The sequence below is a fragment of the Burkholderia sp. MSMB0856 genome, from assembly GCF_001524645.2.
Classification (GTDB): domain Bacteria; phylum Pseudomonadota; class Gammaproteobacteria; order Burkholderiales; family Burkholderiaceae; genus Burkholderia; species Burkholderia diffusa.
The window spans coordinates 2,402,251-2,428,031 of the sequence record NZ_CP013428.1; the positions used below are offsets into that span (position 1 = coordinate 2,402,251).

A 25,781-nucleotide genomic window follows, 5' to 3' on the forward strand; every position below is an offset into this window, starting at 1 on the left:
TGATGCAGCGTGCGTTCGGCTCGCCCGCGGCGGCAAGCCGAACGCACGCCCGGTGCTACTTCGGCAGATCCGTCGGATCGACCTGCGTGCCGGGCACGCCTGCGGTGCGCGCGCTCGCTTCAAGCTCGTCGCGCAGCGCCGCGCGCGTGTCGCCGCCGCCGGAATCCTGCCCCGACGCACCGCCGCCATCGAGTGCCGGCAGGATGTAGCCGTTCACCATCCGGCGGAACAGCTTCACGTTCTCCGCATCGCGCAGGCCGCCGTCCACCGGCAGCACGCCGGTCATCACGATCACCGTGTTGCGCTTCGGGAGCACCGTGATGAATTGCCCCTTGAAGCCCATCGCGTCGAATTCGGGCTCGCTCGCGACGATGTTGTTGATCCACCAGTAGTAGCCGAAATGCGGCGACACGCGCGGCGACGTCATCTTCGCAATCCACGCCTGCGGCACGACCTGACGCCCCTGCCAGCGCCCGCCGTCGAGCACGAGCATGCCGATCTTCGCCATGTCGACCGCGCGCAGCCGCAGCCCCCAGCCGGCCGATACGAGCCCCGTGCGGTCCGCGCGCTCCCATGCGGCGCGCTTCATGTCGAGCGGGCCGAACAGATGCGCCTGCGCATAGCGCTCGACGGGTTCGCCGGCCGCCGCGCTCAGCATCGCCGACGCGAGGATCGGATTCACGTCGGTGTACTCGAACGCGGTGCCGGGCGCGACCTTCGGCGCCGCCGACGCGGCGAGCTTCAGCCGGTCCGGCGCGGTGTAGTAGATCGGATCGTCCTTCGGGCTGAAGTCGTAATGCAGGCCGCTCGACATCGACAGCACGTGCTTCAGCTCGATGCCGCGCTTGTCCGCGAGCGCGTCGCCGAGATCGGGACGCCATGCGGCGAGCCGCGCGGCCACCGGCTCGTCGAGATGCACGGCACCGCGATCGACCAGGATGCCCGCGACGAGCGACGTCACGGCCTTCGTCACCGAATACAGTTCGTAGGTCGAATCGCGCGACGCGTTCGCCCCGTAGCGCTCGAAGATCAACTTGCCGTCCTTCACGACGAGCAGGCTGTACACGTCGAGCTTCTGCTCGCGAATCCAGCGCGACAGCTCGACGAGCTTGCGCGAATCCACACCGACGTCTTCGGGCGCGGCCGCCGCGATGCCGGTTTCATGCAGCGGCGGCAGCGCATCGTCCGCATGCGCCACGGGCAGCACCGGCGCCGACGCCAGCGCGCCGCCGCCGATCAGCAGCGCCGCCACCCGCGCGAGCAGCCGTCGCATGAAAGGCGCCGCGGGACGCGGCCCATCGCGACGCCACGTAGACGAAGGGGCAATTACATGTGCAATCCTCATCAAATCTCCGGCGCATCGTTGAACGCGGCGGCGGTGCCGGGCACACCCTTCGTCCGACGGCTGCGCGCGAGTTCGTCGCGCAGCGCCTGCGTGGTTTCCGCGCGCTCGACCGGCGGCTGCGCGGGCGTGAGCGCCGGCAGGATGTAATCGCCGACCATCCGTCGATACAGGTTCAGATAGGTCGCGTCGCGCAAGCCGCCATCGGTCGGCAGCAGGCTCGTCATCACGACGACCGCGCGCTGCGCGGGCAGCACCGTGATGAACTGCCCCTTGAAGCCCATCGCGCCGAATTCCGGCGTGCCGTGTTCGACGACGTGGCTGATCCAGCAGTAATAGCCGTAGTCGGCCGCGGCCGGCGACGGCGTGGTCATCTGCCGGACCCAGCCGGCCGGCACGATCTGCTTGCCGTTCCAGCGGCCGTTGTCGAGCAGCAGCATGCCGATCTTCGCCATGTCGACGGCGCGCAGCCGCAGGCCCCAGCCACCCGCCACCGCGCCGGTGCCGTCGGCGCCGCTCCAGCGGTAATGCGCGAAGCCGAGCGGCTCGAACAGCCGCTCGCGCGCGAAGTCGTCCTCGCGTTCCCGCGCGGCGATCGATACGGCCGTGCCGACCAGCACCGGGTTCACGTCGATGTAGTCGAAATGCGTGCCGGGCGCCTGCGCGGCCCGGCTCGTCACCGCGACGCGCAGCCGGTCGGGCGCGTCGTAGTACAGCGGATCGGTGCCTTCGCGCGTCGTGTAGCGCAAGCCGCTCGACATCGACATCAGATGCCGCAACTCGATGTCCTGCTTGTCCGCGAGTTCGCTCGCGAGATCGGGCCGCGCGGCCGCGATCAGCGGCGCGACCTTCGTCGACGGGCCGAGCTTGCCCTCGCCGTCGAGAATGCCGGCGAGCAGCGCGGTGATCGTCTTCGTCACCGAATACAGCTCGTAGTTGTTTTCGCGCGTGAGGCCGTCGCCGTAGCGCTCGAACACGATCTTGCCGTCCTTCACGACGACGAGGCTGCGCACGTCCATCCGGTCGCGGCGCAGCCATTCGGACATCCGCACGAGCGGCGCCGAATCGACGCCGGCCGCTTCGGGCACGACGCTCGGCAGGTCCTGAGGCGCGCCGCCCGCGGCCAGCGCCGGGCCGCCGCACGACCCGGCGACGATCGCAGCGGCCGCGATGCTGCGCATTGCGAGGGAAACGCTCATCCTTGCTCCTGTTGAAACGCGCGCCCGCCACGTCGTGCGGGCTGTCGCGTCGAATCCCGGGAAATCAGTCGAGACACGGCTTGCCGGCCGGCAGGAAGCGCCCGCGCCCCGGCTCCGCCGCGAGCAGCCGGCCGTCCTCGACGAGCAGCTCGCCGCGCGACAGGCAATGACGCGGCCAGCCCGTCACCTCGATCCCCTCGTAAGGCGTGTAGTCGACCGCATGATGCAGCGACGCATTCGCGATCCGCACGCGCTTGTCCGGATCCCACACGACGATATCCGCATCGGCGCCGACCGCGATCGTCCCCTTGCGCGGATACAGCCCGTACAGCTTCGCGGGCCGCAGCGACGTCAGCTCGACGAACTGATGCAGCGACAACTGCCCCTTGCGCACGCCGTCGAACAGCAGCGGCAGGCGCGTCTCCAGGCCCGGGATTCCGTTCGGAATATGGTCGAACGACACGGCCTGCCCGCCCGGATGCTTGCCGCACGGATCGTCGTAGTTGAACGGCGCGTGATCGGACGAGAATACCGAGAATACGCCCTGCTTCAGCGCCTTCCACACGGCCTGCTGGTTGGCCGGGTCGCGCGGCGGCGGGCTGCATACGCATTTCGCGCCTTCGTAGCCGTCGTGGCCGTGATGACCGAGATCGGCCGCCGTCAGATACAAATACTGCGGGCAGGTTTCGGCCAGGATCGGCAACCCGCGCGATTGCCCCCAGCGGATCTGCTCGATCGCCTCGGCGCCCGACACGTGCACGATCAAGATCGGCACGTCGACGAGTTCCGCGAACGCGATCGCGCGATGCGTCGCCTCGCGCTCGACCACCGCCGGCCGCGCATGCGCATGGAAATGCGGCGCGACGTGGCCGTCGCCGAGCAGCCGCTCGGTCAGCCAGCCGATGCAGTCCGAGTTTTCCGCATGCACCATCACGAGCGCGCCGTGCTCGCGCGCGACCGACAGCACGTCGAGCATCTGCCGGTCGTTCAACTTCAGGTCGTCGTAGGTCATGTACACCTTGAACGACGTGTAGCCGTTCGCGATCAGCCGCGGCAGCTCCTCGGCCAGCACGTGCGGCGTCGGATCGGCGACGATCAGGTGAAAGCCGTAGTCGATCAGCGCGCGCCCTTCCGCGCGCCGGTGATAGTCGTCGACGGCCGCCTGCAGCGACTGCCCCTTCGCCTGCGCGGCGAACGGCACGACGGTGGTCGTGCCGCCGCACAGCGCGGAGCGCGTGCCGGACAGGAAGTCGTCGGCCATCTTCAGCCCGTCGGGCATCGGCTGGTCGAGATGGCAGTGCGCATCGACGCCGCCCGGCATCACCAGCATCCCGGTTGCATCGAGCTCGCGCGGCGCGCGCGGGAGCCCGTGGCCGAGCATGGCCACGCGCCCCGCGCGGATGCCGATGTCGCACGAGAACCGGTCCGCCGCCGTCACGACGTCCGCGTGACGGATCACGAAATCGAGATCGTTCGACATGGCGCGCGCCTCAGATCACGTCGCTGAAGAGACGCCCCCAGCCCTTCACCTGCCGCGTGTCGTAGTCGGCGAGCTGCAGCGACTTCCACACCACGGTCGAGATCGTGTCGTAGATCGGAATGCCCGTCTCTTCCTCGAGCGCCGGCACCAGGTGCGCGGCGTTCAGGTTCGTGCAGAAGATCGAGATCGCGCGCGGGCCGGCCTTCGCGACTTCGCGCACCATCCCGCCGATCTGGTCGCCCGTCACTTCGGAGAACGAGAAATTGACCTTCAGGTTCAGGTGGCGCTCGGCGATGCAGTTCAACCCAGAGCGGCGGTAGTTGTCGACGATCTTCGTCTGCACGTCGTCCAGATACGGCGTGACGAGGCCGAACTCGTGCGCGCTGGTCTTCTTCAGGATCTCGTTGAGCGCGAGCACGGAGGTCGTGGCCGGAATGCCGGTCGCTGCGGTGATGCGCTGGCACAGCCGCTCGTCCGCCTCGAAGCCGAGCCAGCCGGACGACGTGCCGTTCCACGCGATCACGTCGACCTTCGCGTCGGCGAGCAGCATCGCGGCCTGGATGATCTTGTCGTCGTCGAACTGGCCGAGCGCCTGGCCCGTCAGCGAGATCTCGGTGACGGGAAAGCGCGCGAAGTGCGCGGACACGCCCGGCAGACCGGCGACCATCGCGCTCGTCAGCGGTTCGAGCGACGTGTTGGACGACGGGGTGAGCATGCCGAGCAGGGTACGTTTCTTCATGATGGGTTTCTCTATCAGTGAATGCAGTCGATGCAGTGAAAGGGGTCGGTCAGACGGGAAGCTTGTTTTCGTAGTCGATCGCGCTGGAGCACGCGAGCAGGCCGACGCCGGCCGCCGCGAACACCATCAGCGCAAGGAAATAGGAACCGGTGAACTGCACGATCGCGCCGACGAGGATCGGCACGGTGATGCCGCCGATGTTGCCGCCGAGGTTCATGAGGCCGCCGAGGAAGCCGATCTTGTTGCGCGTGCCGAGCGACGACGGGATGCACCAGTACAGCCCGCACCAGCGCAGGAAGAACAGCGTCGACGACAGCAGCGCGACGACGACGAGCGGGTTCTTCACATAGGCGACCGAGAAGATCGACACGGTCGCGATCACGGCCGCGATGCCGAACAGCGTGCGCATCACGACGTTCGGACGGCCGCCCGCGGCCTTCCACTTGTCGGCGATCCAGCCGCCGAGCAGTTCGCCGACGAAGCCGCAGAAAAAGATGATGAAGGTCGAGCCGCCCATCTGCTTGATGTCGAAGCCGTGCACCTTGTGCAGATAGTTCGGCATCCACGTGAGCAGCCCGTAAAACACGCTGTTGAAGCACATCCAGCCGAAGAACATGCACCACACCGAGCGGTACTTGAAGAAGTCGCGCGAGCGGCCCGACGCATCGGCCGGCTCGGCCGCGAGATCGCTCGCGTGAGACGCCTCGATGTAGTCGGCTTCGAGATCGTTGACGCCCGGATGCTCGCGCGGCGTGTTGCGGATGTAGTACCACGCGAGGAAACCGGCCAGCACGGTGCCGACCCCGGCCACCGCGAACGCGAGACGCCACGAGCCGAGCAGCGCGATCAGCCCGGCGATCAGCACCGCGCCCAGGGCCGCGCCGAGCGGCGCGCCGCCGTCGAGCAGCGTGGCGCCGCGGCCGCGCTCGGTCTGCGTCATCCAGATCGCGTTGAGCTTGCCGCCGGCCGGATAGATCGGCGCTTCGGACGCGCCGAGGCCGAGGCGCGTGAGCAACAGCGCCGGCGCGCTCGTGCACAGCGCGGCGATGGCCTGGAAGAAGCCCCAGAACACGGTCGCCGTCGCGATCACGATGCGCGGCTTGAACCGGTCGGCGAGCATCCCGCCCGGGATCTGCATCACCGCATAGGTCCAGAAGAACGAGCTGAGGATCAGACCCTCCATCGCCGGCCCGATGTTGAACTCCTGCGAGATGTAAGGCATGGCGACGGACAGCGACGCGCGATCGACGTAGTTGATCGCGATGAGGCTCAGCATGACGACGAATATCTTCCAGCGGACGGCGGATTTGCCGACCGTCAGGCCGGCGACACCGGAGGTTGAAGACATGGACGGACTCCAGGAGTGAACGAGGATGGTCAGGACGTCGCGCAACGTGGAACCGAGTATAGGATTAGAAATTTATAATTACCGTTAGCGTAAACACTTGGTTTCATTGAATTTGTTTGATCACTACGATGGTGCAGGGTAAGCCCCGATATCGTGATAAGCTTGCCCCATCATGAGCCAGACACCCCGCAATCCCCTGCTTCTGCGCACCCGCGGCATGGCCGCGGAGATCGCCGCGCGCCTGCGCGTGATGATCGACGAAGGCGAATTGCCGCCCGGCGCGCGGATCGACGAAAAGGAACTGAGCCTCGCGTTCGACGTGTCGAAGACGCCGCTGCGCGAAGCGCTGAAGGTGCTCGTCGCGGAAGGCGCCGTCACGCATCGCCAGTACATCGGCTATCGCGTCGCACCGATCGACGTCGACGATCTCGTGTCGACGTTCGAGCTGCTGCACGGGCTCGAGGCGATGGCGGGAGAGTTGCTGTGCAAGCGCATCGCCGCGGCGACGCTCGCCGCGTTGCAGGCGAAGCACCGGCGGATGGTCGAGTGCCACGAGGCCGGCAAGCGCGTCGAATATTTCCGGCTGAACCAGCAGATTCATCAGATGATCGTCGACGCGGCGGGCAACCCGGTGCTGTCGGGCATCTATGCGTCGCTGATGTCGAAGGTGCACCGCGCACGCGGCGCCGCGAACGCGGACACGCTGCGCTGGGCCGAATCGCTGCACGAGCACGAAGCCATCATGGCCGCGCTCGCCGATCCCGACCACACTCAGCTGCCGCAGGTGCTGCGCAGCCATTCGGAAAACACCGCGCGCGAAGTGCTGGCGATCCTCGATCGCACGAGCACGGCCGACGCGCCGGGCAAGCGGGCGGCCGAAGCGTAAAGCCGGCTGCGCGCAGGCCGCCCTGCTGCTGCGGCAGCCGCGTGAAGGTCGGGCTCGAGGCGCCGGTGGAGATCGGCGAGTGACGACCGGCGTCAGCGCCGGTCGGCGGCCAATGAACCGAAAAACGTCGCGACCTTGGCCTTGCTCGTCGTCTGCAAGCGCGACATGAGCCCGTGATCGACTTGTCGCAGCCCGTAAGTTTCGCCGATGTCGCGCTGCATCCGGCACCACAGATGGCTCGCGATCTCCGCGTCGACCATCGCGCGGTGGGCGCGGCCTGACTTCGGCAGCCGCATCATGTCGGCGAGGCTCGACAGCCGGTGACTTTGCGCGTGCGGGTAGATGCGCCGCGCGACGAGCATCGTGCACGCGAACGCATGCTCGGCCGCCACGCCGAGCATGCCGAGCTCGGCCTGCCAGAACCGCTTGTCGAAGCCGGCGTTGTGCGCGACGACGGGGTGGCTTCCGACGAATGCGGCGGCTTCCGTCATGACCTTCGACACCGGCGGCGCCGACGCAATCATCTCGTTCGTGATGCCGGTGAGCGCGACGACGTCGGACGGAATGCGGCGCCCCGCGTTCATCAGGCTCTGGTAGCGGTCGACGATCTCGCCGTCGCGCAGCAGAATCACGGCGATCTCGGTCGCCCTGTCGCCCATGTTCGGGGAAAGCCCGGTTGTTTCGAAGTCGAGTACCGCTACGGTTTGCATGGTCGAATCGGAGGAAGGATACCTGGCGCGCCACGTCGATCGGGACGCGTCGCACCGACGGAAAAGCGCCATAGTATCCCCGGATGCGGCGTCGGGCAGCAAACGCCGTCGTCGTGCGCAGCTCATCGCCGTTCCCGTTCAGGCCGACACGCTCGCCGCTTCCGCTGCAAAACAACGGCGAATGCACCGATGCCCCCGCGCATCGGTACATTCGCACGCCCGCTGCGTCAGCGACAACTGAAGCTCGCCGCCGAATTCACGTCGCCCGACCCGTTGTAGCGCGCGACCTGCGGATACGGACACAGCGGACGCGTGCGTCCCGCGCCCCACGACGTCGGCACGTCCGCATTCGGCACCGCGTTCGTCGTGTCGCGCGCCGTGGCGACGATCGCCCTGGGCGCCTGCCCCTGCTCGACCCATGCGACGAGCGGCGTCAGCATGTCGAACTGGTCGGCTGCCGGCCCGCCCGAGCAATGGTTCATGCCCGGCACCGGATAGAGGCGCGCGAAATCCGACGCGTCGCCGCCGTTCGCCTGCGCGAGCCGGCCGTACCAGTCGCTCGTGTCGTTGTACGAGAACACCGGGTCGCCGGTGCCGTGATAGACCAGCAGCTTCGCGCCGCGCGACTTCAGCGCGGACAGGTTGGTCTCGTCGGGCGGCGTCATGAACGACCAAGCGGATTGCGTGTAGACGCCGTTCGTCGCGAAGATCGCCGGCGCGTCGTTGTCCATGTCGAAGCCGAGCGCGAAACCGGCGAGGTTCGCGAGCGTCGCGGCGGTTTTCGGCGGCGTCGTGAACGTGAACGCCATCGCGGCCGGATCGAGCGTGACCGAATTCGACTGCTTCCACGCGGCCCAGCCGCCGGCCGCGATGCCCGGATCGTACGGAAAGCTCGCGTAGAGCGCCGTGCCCGCGCTATTGCGCGCGCCCGCGAACACGTTCTCGAGCGCGCTCTTCTGCGCGGTCGTCAGGCAGGCGCCGGTGCGCGTGCCGTTCGCGCAGGTCGGGATGTCCGTCTCGACGCTGAAATGCGCCTGGCACGCGGCGACGTCCTGCACCATCCCGTCGGCCACGCCGTCGAGCGCATCGCACTTGTCGAGAATCGTCGCGCCGACCAGCCGGCGCTCCGTGTCGGTGAAGCCGCTACGGATGTCCGGCAGCCCGTTCGCGCCGGTCGCCGACGCGATCTTCGCGAACTGCTGCGCGCCGTACATCTCGCCGATCGCCGCCTTCGGCAGGTGGAAGCCCGGGTCGCCCGCGATGATCCCGTCGTAGTCGCCCGCGTTGCGCACGGCCGTGACCATCGCGTGACGGCCGCCGTTCGAGCAGCCGCCGAAATAGCTGCGGTCGGGCATCTTCCCGTATGCGAGCCGGATCACCTGCTTCGCCATCGGCGTGAGCGCGTCGACGGCGCCGTAGCCGTAGTCGAGCCGCGCCTGCGGGTCGAGGCCGAACAGCGGGTTCTGCGCGGCGCTGTGCCCGGAATCCGAGCTGATCACCGCGAAGCCCATGTTCAGCGCGTCGGTCAGCGGCCCGCCGCCGCCGATCTCGCCGGTCGCGGTCATGACGTTGCCGTCGAGCCCGCCGTTCGCCTGGTAGAAGAAGCGGCCGTTCCACGCTTTCGGCAAACGCATCTCGAAGCCGATCGCATAGGTCTGGCCGTCCACCGCGCTCACGCGCTCGTTCATCTTCCCGTCGATCACGCAGTGTTCGGCGATCGGCTTGCCGGCCACCTTCAGCGCGCCGGCGGCCGCGGTCGTCACCGACGTGAACGACGTGTTCGCATACGACAGCTTCGCGGCGAGCGCGTCGCAGGCTTGCGTCATCGCGGCCGGCGTCGCGGCGCTCAGGTGCGTCGGCGTGGCGTTGACCGAATCGTCGCCGCCGCACCCGGCGAGCATGACCGCCGCCGACAGCGGCGCAATGCAAAGGAATGCAGATTTTCCGTTCAAGATATCTCCCCCTCGTCAGGCTGCCGGATCAGAACATGTGCCGCACGCCGACCATCGCGCCGAGCTGCCCCATCCCCGCGCCGGGCGTCGTGCCGGGCCCGCCGCCGCTGACCGCGTAGCGTGCATGCGCGCTGTTCCACAGATACGACGATTGCGCGTAGACGGCCGTGCGCTTGGTCAGCAGATAGGTCGCGCGCAGCGTGGCCATCGTCGCGCGCGTGTCGTGCGCGCTGTTGACGATCCGGTAGCCCTCGCCGTCGACGACGAAGTCAGGCTTGATCGCATACGACGCACCGAGGAAGAACAGGTCCGAATGCGCGCCGGGTGCGGCTGGCGAACCGGTCGACACGCGCCGCCCGATCCACCCCGCGCCGATTCGCGCGCCGGCCGCCTGCGCATACGCGCTCACGTGCGTGCGCGCGTCCTTGCCGCCGCTGCTGGTGAAGGCGACCGGCGCGAAGCCGTCGAAGAAGTTCGCGGCCGCGCCGGTGCCGCCGCGCTGCTCCTCGTACGACGCCGCCGCACCGAAATACGCGCTGTCGTACTTGAGCATCACCGACCAGTTGCGGCACTGGACGGCATCGCCCGGCACCTGCCCGGCGCACGTGCCCTGCCCCGGCGAGTTGCCGGTGCCCGCGCCGTCGCGGCCGAACGAATACGCGGCACCGAGCGTCACGCCGCGATACGTGCCGACGTAGGTCACCGCGTTGTCGGCGCGGCCGTTCGGCACGTATGCGTCGAACGAGCCGAGCCCGTAGATGTCGGGGCCGATGATGTCCGCGCCCTGCAGCGCGAGATAGGTCATCGTGTACTGGCGGCCGAACGCGAGCGTGCCGAAGCCGCTCTTCAGTCCGACGAACGCCTGCCGCCCGAACAGCCGGCCGCCCTGCCCGAGATCGCCGCCCCGCACGTTGAAGCCGCTTTCGAGCGTGAACACCGCCTGGTAGCCGCCGCCGAGATCCTCGGTGCCGCGCAGGCCCCAGCGCGACGGCAGCTCGCCCGTCACGCCCGGCATGCGCACGACGTGGTCGCCCGCCGCGTTCGCGTGCGACACGAACTCGACGCCCGTATCGATGATCCCGTACAGCGTCACGCTCGACTGCGCGTGCGCGCCGGTCGCGGCCAGTGCGCAGCACGCGCCGGCGGCCAGCAGGCCGTTCCTTGTCTTCGTCTTCATTTCGTTGCGTCTCCAGACCGTGTTGAATTGCGCGCTCTGACGGCGCGCATTGAAAAAACGAAACCTCAGTCGCCGGCTTGCGGGCGGCGAATCAGCACGAATGCAGCGAAGGCCGCGACGAGCGTGACGGGGATGCTCGCGCCGATCACGACGGGCGCGCTGCGGCCGGCGGCCAGCAGCGTCGCGGCCGCGAGCGGTCCGACGACGGAGCCGAGCCGGCCGACCGCCACCGCCGCGCCGACGCCGGTGCCCCGCATCGCGGTCGGGTAGTAGATCGCCGCGAGCGCATACAGCACCGACTGCCCGCCGACCACGAACATCCCCGCCGCGAACGCGGCCGCCGAGAGCGACGCGAAGCCAGGCGCGGCCGCGAGCGCGGCGAGCGACAGCACGATCCCGACATACATGCCGCCGACCACGCGCGACGCGCGCATCCGGTCGAGCGCCGCGCCGATGCCGAGCGCGCCGAGCCCCGCACCGACGTTGAACGCGATCTGCACGAGGCCGACGTGCGCGCGATCGAGCCCGCGCGAGGCCATCAGCGACGGCAGCCAGTTCAGCAGGAAGTAGAGGACGATCAGCGTGCAGAAATAGCTGACCCACAGCGCGACCGTCGACGTCGTGCGGCCGTCGCCGAACAGCGTGCGCGCGACGCTGGTGCGCGCGGCCGGCGTGCCGGCGACGTCGAGATACGCGCGCGATTCCGGCAGGAACAACGCCAGCAGCGGCACGAGCAGCAGCGGCCCCACGCCGCCGACGTAGAAGATGTGGCGCCATTCGGTGTCGCCGGCGAGCAGCACGCCGATCAGCGACGCGATCACGCCGCCGAACGGGATGCCGCAATACATCGTCGCCACCGCGCTGCTGCGCGAGCGCGGTTCGACCGCTTCGGACGACAGCGCGATCAGGTTCGGCATCGCGCCGCCGAGGCCGATGCCGGTCAGCACGCGCACGACGACGAGCATCGCGAAGGTCGACACCTGCGCGGTGGCGATCGACAGCAGTCCGAACAGCATGGCCGACGCGATCAGCACGCGCTTGCGTCCGATCCGGTCGGCGAGGCGCCCGCCGAGCATCGCCCCCGGCAGCAGCCCGAAGGTGCCCGCGCTGAACGCGATACCCATCTGCGATACCGAGAGCCCGAATTCGCGCGCCATGCGCGGTGCGGCGACGCCGACCGACTGCAGGTCGAGCCCTTCGAGGAGTGCGATCGCGAAACACAGCGCGAGCGTGGTCGCGACCGTGGGTTTTTCGGCAACGTAAGTGTTCATCGTGTCTCCAGTCCCATGTCTTGTAGTCGGTCGGCCTGCATCGGCCGACCTTATCAGGCAGCCTGATTCACTGGCCGCAAGAATGCCTGCCGGTATCGTGGCCGGCAGGTCGTTGTCACTGCTTGCTTCGGTTTGCTTCGGTTGGCTTCCGCCTACGCGTAAATCACGTCGGGATCGCGCCGCGCCGGGTCGTACAGCGCGTCGATAGTCGCCGCGCGATGCTTCTGCACGGCCGCCTGGTTCAGCGAACCCTTGTCGGTCACTTCACCGAGATCCAGCGACGGCGGCGTGTCGATCAGCCGGATGCGCGCGACGAACGTCGAACCGCCGCTTGCATGCCGGTTCAGCACGGCAAGCCACGACGCGAACGCTGCGCGCACGGCCGGCGCGCGCAGCACGTCGGAAACCGGTGCATCGGCTGCGAGCCCCGCCAGCGCGCGGCATGCGTCGATGCGCGGAAACACCAGCAGCCCGATGTCGTCGCGATTGATCCCGGTGACGACCACGTCCTGCACGTACGGCGCGCCGCTCGACACCGCGTTCGCCCGCAACGGCCCGACGCTGACGAAGGTGCCGCTGCTCAGCTTGAAATCCTCGGTCAGCCGGCCGTCGAACAGCAGCCCGAGTTCCGGCCGCTCGGGATCGGCGAAGCCCCCCGCGTCGCCGCTGCGGTAATAACCCTCGTCGTCGAATACGTCGCGCGGATCGACGTCGGCATGCCAGTAGCCGCGCATCACGTTCGGCCCCTTGAAGCGCAGTTCGAGCTTGCCGCCGCACGGCACGAGCTTCGCGTCGCAGCCGGGTGCGGGCAGGCCGATGTAGCCGGCGCGCATCAGCGGCCCGGTCGTGAACAGGCACGACGGCGACGCCTCCGTCATCCCGAGGCCGGCCATGATCCGGATGCGCTCGCCGCAATGCGCGTCGGTCACGCGGTCGAGCCGGTCCCACGCGGCCTGCGACAGCCCCGCGCCGCCGAAGAAATACAGCTTCACGCGCGAGAAGAACGTGTCGCGCAGCACGGCATCGCGTTCGAGCGCGGCGGTCAGCTCTTCCCAGCCCTTCGGCACGTTGAAGTAGATCGTCGGCGCGATCTCGCGCAGGTTGCGCACGGTTTCGTCGAAGCGGCCCGGCACCGGGCGGCCGTCGTCGATGTACAGCGTGCCGCCGTTGTACAGCGCGATGCCGAGGTTGTGACTGCCGCCGAACGTGTGATTCCACGGCAGCCAGTCGACCAGCACCGGCGGTTCGCGCGTCAGCTCGGGCATCGTCTGGCGCAGCATCTGCTGGTTGCTGCACAGCATCCGGTGCGTGGTCGGCACGGCCTTCGGCTGCTTCGTCGAACCCGACGTAAACAGGATCTTCGCGAGATGATCGGGGCCGATCGCTTCATGAATCGCGTCGATCGTGCGCGGAGCGGTCGCGAGCAGGCGCGACAGCGGCACGACGCGGCCCGCCGCGGCGCCATCGGCATCCGCATCGTTCGCGACGATCAGCGCCGCATCGGCCGGCAGCGTCGCGTCGAGCGCACGCGCGAACGGCGCGCGCTCGGCGACGAACACCGCGCCCGGCCGCAGCACGCCGAGGGTGTGACGCAGCTTGCCGTAATCGGTCGACACCAGCGAATACGCGGGCGAGATCGGCGCATACGGCACGCCGGCCAGCATCGCCGCGAACATCAGCTGCAGATGCTCGAGATCGTTGCCGGACAGCACCGCGAGCGGTCGCTCGACCGACAGCCCGAGATCGACGAGGCCCTGGCCGAGCGCGCGGGCGCGTTCGAGCATCTGCGCGTAAGTGATCTCGATCCAGCGGCCGTCGGCGCCGCGCCGCGCGGCGAGCACGCGGTCGGGATGCGCGTGCGCGCCGCGCACGAGGCAGTCGGTCAGGCGCGTCGGGTAGTCGCCGAGCGGTTCGCGCGAGCGCAGGTACCACGTGCCGTTTTCCGCGCGACGAATCTCGGCCGCGCCGACCGCGACGGCCGCCGCGCGATAGCGCACGCCGCCGGTGTCGTTCGCCGGCCCGCTTACGGGCGTCGCAACATTCATCGTCGGCTCGCTCATATCGGGTAGTGACGCGGTGTGGTCTGCACGGTGATCCAGCGCAGCTCGGTGAATTCGGCGATCGACGCGCGGCTGCCGAAGCGGCCGTAGCCGCTCGCTTTCGTGCCGCCGAACGGCATCTGCGCCTCGTCATGCACGGTCGGCCCGTTGATGTGGCAGATCCCCGATTCGATCCGGCGCGCGACCGTCATCGCGCGTGCGATATCGCGGCTGAACACGCTCGCCGACAGCCCGAACTCGCTGTCGTTCGCGAGCGCGACCGCTTCGTCGTCGCTGTCCGCGCGCAGGATCGCCACCACCGGCGCGAACGATTCCTCGCGATACAGGCGCATGTCGCGCGTGACGCCGTCGACGATCGCCGGCTGCATCGTCGCGCCTTCCACACGGCAGCCGAGTGGCAGTTGCGCGCCAAGCGCACGCGCATCCTCGACCAAAGACGCCGCGCGCGCGGCGGCCGACGCATCGACCATCGTGCCGAGCGCATGGCCCGCCAGCGGATCGCCGGCGACCAGCGAGCGCGCCTTGTCGGCCAGCCGTTCGACGAGCGCATCGGCGATCGGCCGCGCGACGATCACGCGCTCGGTCGACATGCAGATCTGCCCCTGGTTGAAGAACGCGCCGAACGCGATCGCGTCGACGGCCGCATCGAGATCGGCATCGTCGAGCACGAGCACCGGCGCCTTGCCGCCGAGTTCGAGCAGCACGGGTTTCAGGTGCGCGGCCGCATGGCGCGCGATGATGCGCCCGACGTGCGTGGACCCGGTGAAGTTGATCCGCTTCACGTGCGGATGCGCGATCAGCCGCTCGACGAGTTCGGGCGCATCGGCCGCCGCGTGCGTGATCACGTTCACGACGCCCGCGCCGAGCCCGGCATCCTCCAGCACCGCGCCGATCAGCGCGTGCACGCCCGGGCACGCCTCGGACGCCTTCAGCACGACCGTGTTGCCGCATGCGAGCGGCATCGCCAGCGCGCGCGTGCCGAGGATCACCGGCGCGTTCCACGGCGCGATGCCGAGCACGACGCCGCACGGCACGCGCATCGCCAGCGCGAGATTGCCGGGCACGTCGGACGGGATCACGTCGCCGTCGATCTGCGTCGTCATCGACGCGGCCTCGCGCAGCATGTTCGCCGCGAGCGTCACGTTGAAGCCGAGCCAGCCGGGCGTCGCCCCCGTTTCGGCGACGCCGGTCGCGATGAACGCGTCGATGCGCGCGTCCATCAGGTCCGCGGCCTTCAGCAGGCGGCGGCGCCGTTCGGTCGGCGCGACCGCCGCCCATGCGGGGAACGCGCGATGCGCGGCTTCGATCGCCGCGTCGGCGTCGGCCGGGCCGGCCGCCGGCGCGCGCGACGCGAGCGCGCCCGTCGCGGGGTTGAATCGGTCGAAGGTTCGGCCGTCGCGGGCGGTGCACCACTCGCCGGCGATCAGCATCCGTCTGTCGGTCATGTCGTCTCCTGCCTTGCCTGTCTCTGTCGGTTGCGTCGGCGCTTGTATCAGCGCTTGTATGCCTGCAGGCCCGGCTTGATCGTCTTGTCGTCGAGGAACTGCTTCAGCCCCTGTTCGCGGCCGCGCTCCGGATCGCGCAGCTGCGCCTGGTCCAGCTTCGCATACAGGTAATCCTCGCACTGCTCCCACGTGAGTTCGCGCGAACGCTTGAAGCCGTGCTTCGCCGCGCGCAGCACGACCGGGTTCTTGTCCATCAGCCGCGCGGCGAGCGCGATCGTCGCGTCGCGCAGGCCGGCCAGCGGCACGCTGCTGTTCACGAGGCCCATTTCAGCCGCCTCGACACCGGTGAACGTGTCGCCGGTCATGATGTAGTGCAGCGCGCGGCGATGCCCGACCGTGTCCGCCATCGCCTTGCTGACGAGGTTGCCCGGCGGGATGCCCCAGTTGATTTCGGACAGCCCGAACACCGCTTCGTCCGCCGCGATCGCGAGGTCGCACGCGACGAGCGGCGAGAAACCGCCGCCGAAGCACCAGCCGTTCACCATCGCGATCGTCGGCTTGTTGTACATCCGCAGGCGGCGCCACTGCCATTCCGACGCGTCGCGCCGCACCTTTTCCTGCAGCGCGTCGGAGCCGCCGTCGATCTCGCGGAAATATTCCTTCAGATCCATGCCGGCCGTCCACGCCGCGCCCGCGCCGGTCAGCACCAGCACCTTGGCCTCGTCGTCGAATTCGACCGCGTCGAGGACCTCCAGCATCTCCCGGTTCAGCGTCGGGCTCATTGCGTTGCGCTTCTCGGGGCGGTTCAGCGTGACCCACGCGATGCCGGCCTCCACTTTCACTTCAACGGTCTGCCAGCGGTTGTCGTACTTGCTCATGTCTGTTCCTGTCGTTCGTTCCTGTGCGATTCGGTGCGCAGCATTCCTGCTGCGGACGGCTTCATTTAATATCAGGCTACCTGATATTGCAAGCGGCACGAGCGCCGGTGTAAACCCGGAGCGGAAAGCGACGGCAATGCTGGAATCGGGGAACGGTCAGGTGACCGGCGAGCGGGCGGGAACGCGAACACGGGCCGCACGGGCCCGTGTCGTGAAGGTTCGGGAAAGGGTCAGCTGCGCAGGTTGCGCGCGAACAGTTCGAGCGTGCGCTGCACGTGCGTGGCGTCGTCGATGGAGACGTCGCCGAGCATCCGCGTCTCGAGCGGACGCAGCACGGCTTCGCATTCGCGCAGCATCGCCGCGCCTTCGTCGGTCAGCGTCAGCAGGATGATGCGGCCGTGCGACGGGTCGGCTTCGCGCGTGACGAAACCGCGGGCGGCCATCACGCTCATCACCTCGTTCGCCGATTGCGGCGTGATGAACGAGCGTTCCGCCAGTTGCGCGTTCGACGACGCACCGCGCGCCTCAAGCACCGACAGCGCCGTGTATTGCGCGAGCGTGATGCCGAGCGGTGCGAGCGCGTCGGTCATGTGGCGGCGCAGCAGCCGTTCGAGACTGCCGACCACGTAGGTCAGGCGCTGCGGCACGCGCGCCTTCGACTTGTCGCCCGTCGCGCGGGCGGCGTTCTTCGCGGCGTTTTTCGGATTCGCGGGCTTGGTCGGTGCAGAACTCATGGTGCGGGCGGGATGGAATTGCGGGCCATCTTACCAGCACGTCGGGGAGCGAACGGCGTGTTCCGGCAAGCCGGACAGCCTCCGTGCGCGTGTGCATGCGCGGCAGATCGCGCGCCGGATCGCCTGGCTCGCTGCGTCGGACGCATCCCATGAACGGGATCCGACACGCGGTCAGCCGCGCGGCGCCCCAGCGAATCTTGCGGTCGGCAGCCCCGTGTAGCGCGTCCGGGCGACGAATACGCCGCCGGCGTGCGCATCGCTCGCCAGCGCGTCGTCGCTCAATCCGACGCGCGCGCTCGTCACGTACAGCCGGCCTTCGCCATCGAACGTCACGCAGCTCGGCTGCGCGGTCGGCACGGTCACGCGATCCGTCTCGGCGCCGTCCGGCCCGTAGCGCACCACGCGCCGGCCGCCCCACTGCGCGTTCCACAGCCCGCCGTCGCGATCCATCGTCGAGCCGTCCGGGTCGCCATCCGCATCGGTCAGTCGCGCGAACGGCCGCGCGTTGGCCACGTCGCCGCCCGCGCGGTAATCGCATACGAAAATCTCGCGCACCATCGAATCGCAGAAATACATCTTCGCCCCATCCGGCGAGAACGCGATGCTGTTCGCGATCGCCGCCGCCGGCAACGCAAGCCGTTCGAGCGTGAGGTCCGGATTGAGCCGGTAGAAGCCGCCGACCGCGCGCGGCGGGTCGCCGCCTTCGTCCTTCATCCCGAACACGAACGCGCCGAACGGATCGCAGCGGCCGTCGTTCAGCCGCGTCGGCAGATCGAGTTCGACGTCGACGATCCGCGTGAATTCGCCGCTGCGCAGATCGAGGAACGCGAGATGCGTCGCGAGCCCGACGAGCAGCACATTCGGCTCGTTCGTCAGCGCGAAGCATGCGAGCCGCTCCGGCATCGGCCACTGCGCGAGGTCCGAGCCGTCCGCGCGGCAGCGCCACAGCCGCGCGCCTTCGATGTCCGTCCAGTACAGCGCGTGTGTCGCGTCGCACCACGTCGCGCCTTCGCCGAGCGTGTTGCGGCTGTCGACGAGCAGCGCCGCCGCGCCCGGATGAATCTGTTGCATGCCGTCTCCCGATGTCTGTCGCCTTCGCGGGCGGACGCGCGTTCGCCAGGGTCAGATCTTCATCGCGCGCCGCTGGTTGCGACGATACTGGTCGAACAGCACCGCGAGCAACAGAATTCCGCCGCGTATCAGATATTGGTAAAAGGTCGGCACGTTCAGCAGGCTCATCGCGTCCTGCACGGAACCCATGATCAGCACGCCGACCAGCACGCCGGAAATCGTCGCGACGCCGCCCGTCAGCGACACGCCGCCGAGCACGCACGCAGAGATCACGCCGAGTTCGAGGCCGACCGACGTCTTCGGATCGCCGAGGCTCATCCGCGACGCGAGCATCACGCCGGCGAAACCGGTCACGAGCCCCTGCAGCACGAACACCGCGATCTTGATGCGCATCACCGGCAGCCCGGCGAGCAGTGCGGCCTCGCCGTTGCCGCCGACGGCCAGCACGTTCTTGCCGAACACGGTCTTGCGCAAGAGGAAACCGAACACGACGAAGCCGACGATGTTGCTCCAGATCGGATACGAAATGCCGAGGAACGACCCGCCGCCGAGATCGAAGAAGCGCTCCTCGGAAATCATCACCGCGTCGCCGTTCGACGTGATGAACGCGAGCCCGCGCACGACTTCCATCATCGCGAGCGTGACGATCAGCGAATTGATCCGCCAGCGCGCGATCAGCACGCCGTTGACGAGCCCGACCGCGCCGCCGGCGAGCACGCCGGCCGCGATACCGAGCACGACGCTGTGCGTCGCGGTGATCAGCGTCGACGCGACGACGCCCGAGAACGCGACGATCGACGCGACCGACAGGTCGACTTCGCCGAGCGCGAGCACAAACATCATCGTCACCGCGATCGAGCCGATCAGCGTGACCGACAGCAGCAGGCCCTGGATGTTGCGCGGCGTGAGGAAGTCCGGCACGGTCAGCGACAGCGTCGCGAACAGCACGAGAAACACCATCACGATGCCGGAGCGGTTGATCAGTTGCCACACGCCGCCGCGCGCTCGCGCGGGCGCGGCCGCGGCATCCGGGGACGGGGAAGTACGTTGGGGTTGCATTGCCTGGCTCATATCAGTTGCTTTCCGGTTGACTGCGCTAGCGCGGCAGCGCGAGCTTGATCAGCGCATCGGGCGTCGCCTGCGCCTTCGCGACCTCGCCCGCGATCCGCCCTTCCTTCATCACGACGATGCGGTCCGACACGCCGATCACCTCGGCCAGGTCGCTCGACACGATGATCACCGTGCGGCCCGCTTCCGCGAGCTCGTAGAACAGGTTGTAGATTTCCGCGCGCGCGCCGACATCGATGCCGCGCGTCGGCTCGTCCATCAGGAACACGTCGATGCGCTCGGCCAGCCAGCGCGCGAGCACGACCTTCTGCTGGTTGCCGCCCGACAGCGCGCCGATCGGCGTCTCGCCGTCGCGGGTCTTGATCGCGAGCCGCTCGATGTAGCGTTGCGCGAGTTCGCGTTCGCGCCGCGCGTCGAGCAGCACGCGCGCCGGGCTGAAATGGCGGCGCGCGCTGATGTTCAGGTTGTCGGCGACCGACGCGATCGCGACGATGCCTTCCTGCTTGCGGTCCTCCGGGCACAGCGCGATGCCGGCACGCACCGCGTCGCGCGGGCTCGCGAACGCGACGCGCTTGCCGCCCAGCTCGACGTGCCCGCCGCTCGGGCGCGCCGCGCCGTACAGCAGCTTCATCAGCTCCGAACGCCCCGCGCCGACGAGCCCGAAGAAGCCGACGATCTCGCCGCGCCGCGCCGCGAACGACACCGGCTCGGACAGGCCGGGCCCCATCAGCCCCTTCGCCTCGATCAGCACGTCGCCGGCCGTGCGCGGCCGGTAGCCGTACACGTCCTCGATCGAGCGGCCGACCATGCAGCCGATCAGCCGGTCCCGGTCGAGATCGGCAACGGATTCGAACGTCTCGATCCGGCGGCCGTCGCGGAATACCGTCACGCGGTCGCACAGCGCGTCGACTTCCTCCATCCGGTGCGTGACGTAGATGATCGCGCGGCCTTCCGCCCGCAGCGAACGGATGATGCGGAACAGCTGCGTGGTCTCGCGCGCGGACAGCGAGCTGGTCGGTTCGTCGAATGCGATCACGCGTGCGTCGCGCATCAGCGCCTTGCCGATCTCGATCATCTGGCGCTGGCCGATCGACAGATACTTCACCGGAATGTCCGGATCGATATGCTCGCCGAGCCGCTCCAGCGCGTCGAGCGCGCGTACGGCAAGCGCACGTTCGTCGACCACGCCGAGCCGGCTCGGCAACTGGCCGAGCATCAGGTTCTCCGCGACCGTCAGCTCGGGCACCAGATGCAGCTCCTGGTAGATGATCGCGATGCCGGCCTCGAGCGCGGCGCGCGTCGACGCGAAGCGCTGCACGGTGCCGTTCAGCGTCAACGTGCCGGCCTGCGGCTGGTTCACGCCGGACAGCACCTTCAGCAGCGTCGACTTGCCCGCGCCGTTCTCGCCCATCAGCCCGTGCACTTCGCCCGCGCGCACCGACAGCGACACGCCGTCGAGTGCGCGCACGCCCGGGAACGTCACTGTGATGCCGTCGAGCGCGAGCAGCGCATCGCCGGACGTGGCCACGGCCGCGTCGTCGTTGTCGGACACGGCCGTCATCGTCTGCATCGTCATCGCGTCGTCGCCCCGCACGCTCAGATACCGAGCTCGGTGCGCACGGCCTGCCAGTTCGTGCGCGTCATCAGCTTGCCGCTCGTCTGCGTGTCGGCGGGCGGCGTCTTGCCGTTACGGATCCAGTCGACGAGGTTCTGCGTGCTGTCCTTGCCGTGGTTCGTCGAGCTGACCGCGATCGTTCCGTAGAAGCCGGTCGGTTCCTTCTTCTGGAATTCGGCGAACGCCTCGCCCGCGCCGTTGATGCCGACGCCGATCACGTCGGCCGCCGGAATGTGCAGCTGTTCGGTCGCGCGCACCGCGCCGAGCACGGTTTCCTCGTTCAGCGCGAAGACCACCCATTTCTTCACGTTCGGATGGCGCGAGAGCACCGGGAAGGCCGCCTCGAGACCGCCGCTGTCGTCGGTCGTCTTCTGCGGCGCGTCGAAGATGTTCTCCTTGCGGAAGCCGTTCGCGAGCAATGCCTGCGTCGCGCCGTCGGTGCGCAGCTTCGCCGTCGGCAGCTCGTAGTTGGTGATGCGCAGCGCGCCGACTTCCTCGGGCTTCCAGCCGCGCCGCTTCATCTCGTCGGCGATCGCCTGGCCGACCTGGTTGCCGATCTTGGTCGCCGACATCCCGAGGTGCGGCACGTTCGTGAGCGGCTTGCCGGTCGAGTCGACGAGCTGGTCGTCGACCGTCACGAACTTCATGTTGTAGCGCTTCGCGCGCGCGGCGATCGCCGGCCCGAGGCGCACGTCGGGTGCGCAGATCACGAAGCCCTGCGCGCCTTGCGAGTTGAGGTTGTCGATCGCGGCCAGCACCTTCTCGCCGTCCGGCGTGCCGATCTTCACGACCGAGAAGTTTTCCTTCTGGCCCAGCGCGGACGCCGCGTTCTGCTCGTTGATGAACCATGCCTGCTCGGGCATCTTCACCAGGAAGCCGATCTTCAGCGGCGCGTCGGCGTGCGCTGCGCCGTACATCCCGAGCGGCGCAATGCAAAGCGCGGCCAGCAGCGCGCGCAGGGTGTGTCGGCGAATCGTGCGGTTCATGCGGTGTCTCCTTGTATTGGCTTGGGTCTTCAACTACCGTCGTGCGCGGTCGCGCTCGCGATGGCGCGCGCCGGCACGGTATCAGCGGCCGAACGCGTCGGTCCCGACGCGCCGCCCGAACAGAAACGCATCGGCGACGAGCCGCAACGGCCGCACGTCGACGTCGCTTTCGCCGCGCGCGATCAGCGCGCGGAACTGCGCATACAGCGCCGGATATTCGCGCTGCGGCCCGATCTCGACCGGCTCGCCGCCGATCGACAATTGCGCGCCGCCGCGGCTGATCGCGAGCACGCCGTCCGACGTGTCGACCGCGATTTCCCATTGCTCGACGGGGCCGTGCCGCCAGTCGAATTCCGCGCGCACGGGCACGCCTTCCGTATCGGCGCAATCGAGTTCGGCCGCGATCGGCATCTGCGCGTCGCTCGGCACGTAGAGCGTCGCCTCGCGCAACACGAGTTCGCGCGGCAGGATCCGCGTGACGATCGACAACGCGTTGATGCCGGGATCGAACACGCCGAGGCCGCCGGGTTCCCAGATCCACTGCTGGCCCGGATGCCAGCGCCGCACGTCTTCCTTCCAGCGCACCTGCACCGCGCGGATCGTGCGCGTCGCGAGCCACGCGCGCGCCGGTTCCACCGCGCTCGCGCAGCGCGAATGCCAGGTCGCGAACAGCGTGAGGCCGCGTTCGCGCGCGAGCGCGTCGAGCGCGGCCACTTCGCCGAGCGTCGCGCCCGGCGGCTTCTCGAGCATCACGTGCTTGCCGGCTTCGAGCGCGGCACGCGCCTGCGCGTAGCGCACCTGTGGCGGCGCGCACAGCGACACCGCGTCGAGTTCGGGCTCGGCGGCCAGCAGCGCGCGCAGGTCCTGATAATTGCGCACGCCGCTGACTTCCGCGTGACGGCTCGCGCACGCGGTCAGCACGAAACCCGGTTCGGCGGCGATCGCCGGCAGGTGCTGGTCGCGTGCGATCTTGCCGATCCCGATCACGCCCAGCGAAATCACGTTGCTCATCTGCGTTCCTCCTTCGCCACTTGCTCAGTGCGCCCAGCGCAGCACGAGCGGATCGAGCCGGCGCGCGATCGCGATCAGCTCCGCGCGCGTGTCCGGATGCAGTTCCGGCATCGGATGCCGCGGCCGCTCGCACGCGATCACGCCGCCTTCACGCATCAGCGCCTTCGCGGTGAGGATCCCGGATTGGCGGTTCTCATGATTGATCAGCGGCAGCCACGCCTGATAGCGCGCGAACGCATCGTCGTGCCGCCCTTCGCGGAAGGCTTCGAGGATCGGCCGGATGCCGTCCGGAAACCCGCCGCCCGTCATCGCGCCGGTCGCGCCGGCATGCAGGTCGGCGAGCAGCGTGATCGCTTCCTCGCCGTCCCACGGCCCTTCGATCGCGTCGCCGCCGAGCCGGATCAGCTCGCGCAGCTTGTTCGCCGCGCCGGGCGTCTCGATCTTGAAGTACGCGACCTGCTCGATCTCGCGCGCCATCCGCGCAAGCAACGGCGCGGACAACGCGGTGCCGCTCGCGGGCGCGTCCTGGATCATGATCGGGATGTCGATCGCGTCCGACACACGCGCGAAGAAGTCGAAGATCTGCGCTTCGGGCACGCGGAACGTCGCGCCGTGATACGGCGGCATCGCCATCACCATCGACGCGCCGAGCTGCTGCGCGCGCAGGCTGCGCGCGGCGCACACCTGCGTGCCGTAGTGCGAAGTCGTGACGATCACCGGCACGCGGCCGGCGACGTGTTCGAGGATCGTGCGCGTGAGCACGTCGCGTTCGTCGTCGGTGATCGCGAATTGCTCGGAGAAGTTCGCGAGGATGCACAGGCCGTCGGAGCCCGCGTCGATCATGAAGTCGACCGCGCGCTTCTGGCTCGCGAGGTCGAGCTCGCCGGTGTCGGAAAACGTCGTCGGGACGACGGGGAAAATGCCGCGATAACGCGGCGTGCTGCTCGATGTCATGGTTCGGTCCTGCGTCGGCCTCGAGGCGAGGCCATCAAGCGTTCACGGTTTCATATCGCCACTTCGCGTCGCGCGGGCCATCGCCCGCGCCCGCCTGCCGCTCAATGCGAATGACTCGGCACGTCGGCACCGCGCATGCCGACCAGGAAGTCGAGGTCGCACCCCTCGTCGGCCTGCAGCACGTGATCGATGTACAGCCGCGCGTAGCCGCCCTTGCCGAGCTGGCCGGCCACGCCGGGCGCGGCGGTCGGATCGACGTCCGACAGGCGGCGCTGCAGTTCGTCGTCCGTAATGTCCAGGTGCAGCGTGCCGGCGTCGCAGTCGAGTTCGATCCAGTCGCCGTTGCGCACGGCGGCCAGCGGCCCGCCCGCGGCGGCTTCCGGCGCGACGTGCAGCACGACCGTGCCGTAAGCCGTACCGCTCATCCGCGCATCCGAGATCCGCACCATGTCCTTGACGCCCTGGCGCAGCAGCTTCGGCGGCAGCCCCATGTTGCCGACCTCGGCCATCCCCGGATACCCGCGCGGCCCGCAGTTCTTCAGCACCAGCACCGAGCTGGCATCGACGTCGAGCGCTTCGTCGTTGATCGTCGCCTTGTAGTGATCGAGGTTCTCGAACACCACCGCGCGGCCGCGATGCTTCAGCAGCTCGGGGCTCGCCGCCGACGGCTTCAGCACCGCGCCGCGCGGCGCGAGATTGCCGCGCAGGATGCAGATGCCGCCGTCCGCGATCAGCGGCCGGTCGAGCGGGCGGATCACCTCGTCGTCGTAGTTCGGCGCTTCGCGCACGTTGTCCCACAGCGACTTGCCGTTGACCGTCAGCGCGTCCGGGTGCGGCAGCAGCCCGCCTTCGCCGAGCCGGCGCAGCACGGCCGGCAGCCCGCCCGCGTAATAGAACTCCTCCATCAGGAAGCGCCCGGACGGCATCAGGTCGACGATCGTCGGCGTGTCGCGGCCGATGCGCATCCAGTCCTCCAGCTCGAGCGGCACGCCGATGCGGCCCGCGATCGCCTTCAGGTGGATCACCGCGTTGGTCGAGCCGCCGATCGCCGCATTCGCGCGGATCGCGTTCTCGAACGCGGCGCGCGTCAGGACCTTCGACAGCACGAGCCCTTCGAGCGCCATCTCGACGATGCGGATGCCGGACATGTGCGCGAGCACGTAGCGGCGCGAATCGACGGCCGGAATCGCGGCGTTGTGCGGCAGCGCGACGCCGAGCGCCTCGGCCATGCACGCCATCGTCGACGCAGTGCCCATCGTGTTGCAGGTGCCGGCCGAGCGCGACATGCCGGCCTCGGCCGACAGGAAGTGGTGCAGGTCGATCTCGCCCGCCTTCAGCGATTCATGCAACTGCCACACGGCCGTGCCCGAGCCGATGTTCTTGCCTTCGAGCTTGCCGTTCAGCATCGGCCCGCCCGACACGACGATCGCCGGCACGTCGCAGCTCGCCGCGCCCATCAGCAGCGCCGGGGTCGTCTTGTCGCAGCCGGCGAGCAGCACGACCGCGTCGATCGGGTTGCCGCGGATCGCTTCCTCGACGTCCATCGACGCGAGGTTGCGCGTGAGCATTGCGGATGGCCGCAGGTTCGATTCGCCGTTCGAGAACACCGGGAACTCGACCGGGAAGCCGCCGGCTTCCGAGATCCCGCGCTTCACGTGCTCGGCGAGCTTGCGGAAGTGCGCGTTGCACGGCGTCAGTTCGGACCACGTGTTGCAGATGCCGATGATCGGCCGACCATCGAACTCGTGATCGGGGATGCCCTGGTTCTTCATCCAGCTCCGGTACATGAAGCCGTTCTTGTCGTTCGTGCCGAACCATTGGGTGGAGCGCAGCCTGGGTTTTGTTGCCGACATCG

General features: G+C 68.8%; 21 protein-coding genes. 1 reads left to right on the forward strand and 20 read right to left on the reverse strand.

All coding sequences use genetic code 11. From position 1 onward, the window contains the following. Positions 1-55: 55 nt before the first annotated feature. The 5 genes from WS87_RS28405 to WS87_RS28425 form a co-directional block, all read right to left on the reverse strand. The gene (locus WS87_RS28405; RefSeq protein WP_059818475.1) at positions 56-1,273 is read right to left on the reverse strand and encodes a serine hydrolase domain-containing protein; all 1,218 of its coding nucleotides are present in this window, start codon (positions 1,271-1,273) and stop codon (positions 56-58) included. A gap of 71 nt (positions 1,274-1,344) precedes the next feature. Then, positions 1,345-2,541, reverse strand: coding sequence for a serine hydrolase domain-containing protein (locus tag WS87_RS28410; RefSeq protein WP_059818476.1), 1,197 nt, complete (start codon positions 2,539-2,541; stop codon positions 1,345-1,347). 64 nt (positions 2,542-2,605) lie between these two features. Beyond that, a complete protein-coding gene (gene hydA / locus WS87_RS28415) occupies positions 2,606-4,021 on the reverse strand; it encodes a dihydropyrimidinase (protein ID WP_059689249.1) in 1,416 nt (471 codons plus the stop codon). A 10-nt stretch (positions 4,022-4,031) separates the two neighbouring features. Next, entirely contained in the window at positions 4,032-4,760 is a 729-nt protein-coding gene (locus WS87_RS28420; RefSeq protein WP_059818477.1) for a maleate cis-trans isomerase family protein, read from the reverse strand. A 49-nt stretch (positions 4,761-4,809) separates the two neighbouring features. Beyond that, positions 4,810-6,108, reverse strand: a complete 1,299-nt coding sequence (locus WS87_RS28425; protein ID WP_059818478.1) for an MFS transporter — start codon at positions 6,106-6,108, stop codon at positions 4,810-4,812. Positions 6,109-6,280: 172 nt separating this feature from the next. Here WS87_RS28425 and WS87_RS28430 point away from each other — a divergent pair, with 172 nt between their 5' ends. Further along, a complete protein-coding gene (locus WS87_RS28430) occupies positions 6,281-6,994 on the forward strand; it encodes a GntR family transcriptional regulator (RefSeq protein WP_059818479.1) in 714 nt (237 codons plus the stop codon). Between the two features lie 92 nt (positions 6,995-7,086). Here the strand turns inward: WS87_RS28430 and WS87_RS28435 are convergent, their stop codons facing one another. The 15 genes from WS87_RS28435 to WS87_RS28505 form a co-directional block, all read right to left on the reverse strand. Beyond that, positions 7,087-7,704 (reverse strand): 3'-5' exonuclease, encoded by a 618-nt coding sequence (locus WS87_RS28435; protein WP_059818480.1) that lies wholly within the window; start codon positions 7,702-7,704, stop codon positions 7,087-7,089. Between the two features lie 227 nt (positions 7,705-7,931). Then, positions 7,932-9,656, reverse strand: a complete 1,725-nt coding sequence (locus WS87_RS28440) for a tannase/feruloyl esterase family alpha/beta hydrolase (RefSeq protein WP_059818481.1) — start codon at positions 9,654-9,656, stop codon at positions 7,932-7,934. A 28-nt stretch (positions 9,657-9,684) separates the two neighbouring features. Further along, positions 9,685-10,833 (reverse strand): porin, encoded by a 1,149-nt coding sequence (locus WS87_RS28445; protein WP_059818482.1) that lies wholly within the window; start codon positions 10,831-10,833, stop codon positions 9,685-9,687. 65 nt (positions 10,834-10,898) lie between these two features. Next, positions 10,899-12,104, reverse strand: coding sequence for a 3-(3-hydroxy-phenyl)propionate transporter MhpT (gene mhpT / locus WS87_RS28450; protein WP_059528943.1), 1,206 nt, complete (start codon positions 12,102-12,104; stop codon positions 10,899-10,901). Positions 12,105-12,256: 152 nt separating this feature from the next. Further along, on the reverse strand, positions 12,257-14,164 hold the full coding sequence (locus WS87_RS28455; protein WP_059818483.1) for a feruloyl-CoA synthase: 1,908 nt from the start codon (positions 14,162-14,164) through the stop codon (positions 12,257-12,259). Next, positions 14,161-15,609, reverse strand: a complete 1,449-nt coding sequence (locus WS87_RS28460) for an aldehyde dehydrogenase (protein ID WP_059818484.1) — start codon at positions 15,607-15,609, stop codon at positions 14,161-14,163. Before WS87_RS28460 ends, WS87_RS28455 begins: the two co-directional genes overlap by 4 nt. Before the next feature lie 47 nt (positions 15,610-15,656). After that, positions 15,657-16,487, reverse strand: coding sequence for a p-hydroxycinnamoyl CoA hydratase/lyase (locus WS87_RS28465; RefSeq protein ID WP_059448873.1), 831 nt, complete (start codon positions 16,485-16,487; stop codon positions 15,657-15,659). A gap of 230 nt (positions 16,488-16,717) precedes the next feature. After that, complete coding sequence (locus WS87_RS28470; RefSeq protein WP_059818485.1) at positions 16,718-17,221, reverse strand: MarR family winged helix-turn-helix transcriptional regulator; 504 nt, start codon at positions 17,219-17,221, stop codon at positions 16,718-16,720. A 171-nt stretch (positions 17,222-17,392) separates the two neighbouring features. After that, positions 17,393-18,292 (reverse strand): SMP-30/gluconolactonase/LRE family protein, encoded by a 900-nt coding sequence (locus WS87_RS28475; protein WP_059818486.1) that lies wholly within the window; start codon positions 18,290-18,292, stop codon positions 17,393-17,395. Between the two features lie 51 nt (positions 18,293-18,343). Next, a complete protein-coding gene (gene araH, locus WS87_RS28480) occupies positions 18,344-19,363 on the reverse strand; it encodes an L-arabinose ABC transporter permease AraH (RefSeq protein ID WP_044847378.1) in 1,020 nt (339 codons plus the stop codon). A gap of 25 nt (positions 19,364-19,388) precedes the next feature. Next, positions 19,389-20,936 (reverse strand): L-arabinose ABC transporter ATP-binding protein AraG, encoded by a 1,548-nt coding sequence (gene araG, locus WS87_RS28485; protein ID WP_059818526.1) that lies wholly within the window; start codon positions 20,934-20,936, stop codon positions 19,389-19,391. Between the two features lie 20 nt (positions 20,937-20,956). Beyond that, on the reverse strand, positions 20,957-21,961 hold the full coding sequence (locus WS87_RS28490) for an arabinose ABC transporter substrate-binding protein (protein ID WP_059818487.1): 1,005 nt from the start codon (positions 21,959-21,961) through the stop codon (positions 20,957-20,959). Positions 21,962-22,042: 81 nt separating this feature from the next. Further along, positions 22,043-22,972 carry a Gfo/Idh/MocA family protein gene (locus WS87_RS28495; RefSeq protein ID WP_059689236.1) on the reverse strand — a complete coding sequence of 310 codons (930 nt, stop codon included), beginning with the start codon at positions 22,970-22,972 and terminating at the stop codon, positions 22,043-22,045. Positions 22,973-22,996: 24 nt separating this feature from the next. After that, on the reverse strand, positions 22,997-23,926 hold the full coding sequence (locus WS87_RS28500; protein ID WP_059818488.1) for a dihydrodipicolinate synthase family protein: 930 nt from the start codon (positions 23,924-23,926) through the stop codon (positions 22,997-22,999). A 101-nt stretch (positions 23,927-24,027) separates the two neighbouring features. After that, positions 24,028-25,779 (reverse strand): IlvD/Edd family dehydratase, encoded by a 1,752-nt coding sequence (locus tag WS87_RS28505; protein ID WP_059528963.1) that lies wholly within the window; start codon positions 25,777-25,779, stop codon positions 24,028-24,030. Positions 25,780-25,781: the final 2 nt, after the last annotated feature.